The organism is Micromonospora sp. CV4 (assembly GCF_003667455.1).
In the GTDB taxonomy this organism is placed as follows: Bacteria; Actinomycetota; Actinomycetes; order Mycobacteriales; family Micromonosporaceae; genus Micromonospora.
The window spans coordinates 1-2,466 of the sequence record NZ_RCVI01000259.1; the positions used below are offsets into that span (position 1 = coordinate 1).

At 74.0% G+C, this 2,466-nt stretch carries 4 protein-coding genes; all 4 read left to right on the forward strand.

The window, feature by feature from the left end:
- Positions 1–845 (forward strand): xanthine dehydrogenase family protein molybdopterin-binding subunit (locus EAD98_RS14650; RefSeq protein WP_147457389.1); only part of this gene is annotated, 845 nt, incomplete at its 5' end.
- A 28-nt stretch (positions 846–873) separates the two neighbouring features.
- Positions 874–1,239 carry a helix-turn-helix transcriptional regulator gene (locus tag EAD98_RS14655; protein ID WP_121654606.1) on the forward strand — a complete coding sequence of 122 codons (366 nt, stop codon included), beginning with the start codon at positions 874–876 and terminating at the stop codon, positions 1,237–1,239.
- Entirely contained in the window at positions 1,239–1,880 is a 642-nt protein-coding gene (locus EAD98_RS14660) for an SRPBCC family protein (RefSeq protein ID WP_121654607.1), read from the forward strand. The genes EAD98_RS14655 and EAD98_RS14660 overlap by 1 nt, the downstream gene beginning before the upstream one ends.
- Before the next feature lie 61 nt (positions 1,881–1,941).
- Positions 1,942–2,457 (forward strand): NUDIX domain-containing protein, encoded by a 516-nt coding sequence (locus tag EAD98_RS14665; protein WP_121654608.1) that lies wholly within the window; start codon positions 1,942–1,944, stop codon positions 2,455–2,457.
- Positions 2,458–2,466: the final 9 nt, after the last annotated feature.

The following is a 2,466-nucleotide window of genomic DNA, read 5'->3' on the forward strand; positions in this document are numbered from 1 at the left end:
GGCTGATCGGCACCGGGGTGGCCGGCGCGAGCTACCCGGCCCGGGCGCGCGCCTCGGCCGCGGCGGCCACGGCGCGCCCCGACGGCCGCTTCCTGATCCGGATCGACGCCACCGACATCGGCACCGGCGCCCGGACGGCGCTCTGGCAGGTCGCGGCCGACGCGCTCGGGGTGCCCCCGGAGCGGGTGGAGATCCAGATCGGCGACAGCGACCTGCCACCGGCCGGGGTGGCCGGCGGGTCGATGGGCACGTCCTCGTGGAGCTGGGCGGTGATCCGCGCGTGTGAGGCGCTGCGGGACCGGCTGCGGGAGACCCCCGGTGGGGTGCCACCCGACGGCGAGGTGACCGCCGAGGTGAGCACCGCCGACGAGGTACGGGAACAGCCCGCGCTGCCCCGGTACGCGTACGGGGCGCACTTCGCCGAGGTCCGGGTGGACGTGGACACCGGCGAGGTGCGGGTGAACCGGATGCTCGGGGTGTTCGCCGCCGGGCGGGTGGTCAACCCGACGACAGCGCGCAGCCAACTCATCGGCGGCATGACGATGGGGATCTCGATGGCGTTGCACGAGGAGGGCGTGCTCGACGAGCGGTACGGCGACTGGGTCAACCACGACCTGGCCACCTACCACATCACGGGGTGCGCGGACGTGGAGCGGATCGAGGCGTACTGGCTGGATGAGCAGGACAGCGAGCTGAATCCGGCCGGGGTGAAGGGCATCGGCGAGATCGGCATCGTCGGCACCGCGGCGGCGATCACCAACGCGGTGCACCACGCCACCGGCGTACGGATCCGCGACCTGCCGATCCGGCTCGACAAGCTGATCGGGCCATCACCATTGGCTTAAATAAGCCTGTGCTGATATAAAGGTCGTCGTGCACGCCTTCGACGTGCTGGGCGATCCGGTCCGGCGCCGCATCCTGGAACTGCTCGCCGGCGGCGAGCAGACCGCCGGCGCGGTCAGCGCGGTGATCCGCGAGGAGTTCGGCATCTCCCAGCCCGCCGTGTCCCAGCACCTCAAGGTGCTGCGGGACAACGGCTTCGCCACCGTGCGGCCGGAGGGCGCCCGGCGGCTCTACGCGGTCGACCCGCGCCCCCTGCGCGAGGTGGACGGGTGGCTGGAGCACTTCCGCCGGTTCTGGACCCCGCCCCTGGCGGCACTCGCCACCGAACTGGCTCGGGGCCGACGCGAACGTCGGCTGCGCGGGCCCGCAGACCCACCCGACGAGAGGAACACCTGATGTTCGACGCGACCGAGCAGATCAACGCCGTCCAGCGGCAGGTCGGCAGCCGCACCCTGGAAGCCGGCGAGGCTCGGGTGACCACGATCAGCCAGACCTACCAGGCGACGGCCGAGGATCTGTGGGACGCCTGCACCAACGCCGAGCGCATCCCGCGCTGGTTCCTGCCGATCTCCGGCGACCTGCGGCTGCACGGGCGGTACCAGCTCCAGGACAACGCCGGCGGCACCGTCGAGAGCTGCGACCCGCCGCACCGCTTCACCGCCACCTGGGAGTTCGGCGGCGAGGTGAGCTGGATCGAGGTGCGGCTCACCCCGGTCGACGACGAGCGGACCCGCCTCGACCTTGACCACATCGCGCACGTCGACCAGGACCGGTGGGCCCAGTTCGGGCCGGGCGCCGTCGGCGTCGGCTGGGACCTGGGCCTGCTCGGCCTCGCCTCGCACCTCGCCGGCGACGGCAGCGGGATCACCCCGGAGCAGGCCGCCGAGTGGACCGTCTCCGACGAGGGACGGCGGGCCATGGCGCTGAGCAGCCACCTGTGGGGTGAGGCCAGCGTCGCCGCCGGCACCGACGCCGACGAGGCGAAGGCCGCGGCCGAGCGCACCACCGCCTTCTACACCGGCGCCCCGGCCACCTGAGCGCCGCACCGCCGCCGCCGGCCGCAGGACCCCGGCGGCGGTGCGGGTAACGTGCTGCGACATGACCGGTACGGCGTACTCGCACTGCTCCTACTGCGGCGTCGCCTACCCGGCGGCGGCCGGCTGGCCGCGGGTCTGCGCGGCCTGCGGCGAGACCGTCTGGCGCAACCCGCTGCCCGTCGCGGTGGCCGTGCTGCCGGTCCGCACCGCCGGAGGTTTCGGTGTGGTGGTCGTCCGCCGGGACATCGAGCCGGCCCGCGGGCTGCTCGCGCTGCCCGGCGGCTTCATCGAGTACGGCGAGGAGTGGTCCGACGCGCTGGTCCGCGAGCTGCGGGAGGAGACCGGGCTGGTCGCGGCGGCCGAGGACGCCCGGCTGTTCGCGGTGCACGGCGCCCCGGCCGGCGGCACGATGATGGTCTTCGGGGTGCTGCCCGAACGGCGGGCGGAGGACCTGCCGCCGTCGGCGCCGACCGACGAGGCCACCGAGTGGTTGGTGCTCACCGACCCGGTCGAGCTCGCCTTCTCGACCCACACCCGGGTACTCGCCGACTCCCTCACCCAGGCCCTACCCCGCTGACCCCCACCC

What these genes read in the sequence shown, in the direction of transcription:
- EAD98_RS14660 (WP_121654607.1), top strand. Translation starts at nt 1,239, where the DNA reads ATGTTCGACGCGACCGAGCAGATCAACGCCGTCCAGCGGCAGGTCGGC.
- EAD98_RS14665 (WP_121654608.1), top strand. Translation starts at nt 1,942, where the DNA reads ATGACCGGTACGGCGTACTCGCACTGCTCCTACTGCGGCGTCGCCTAC.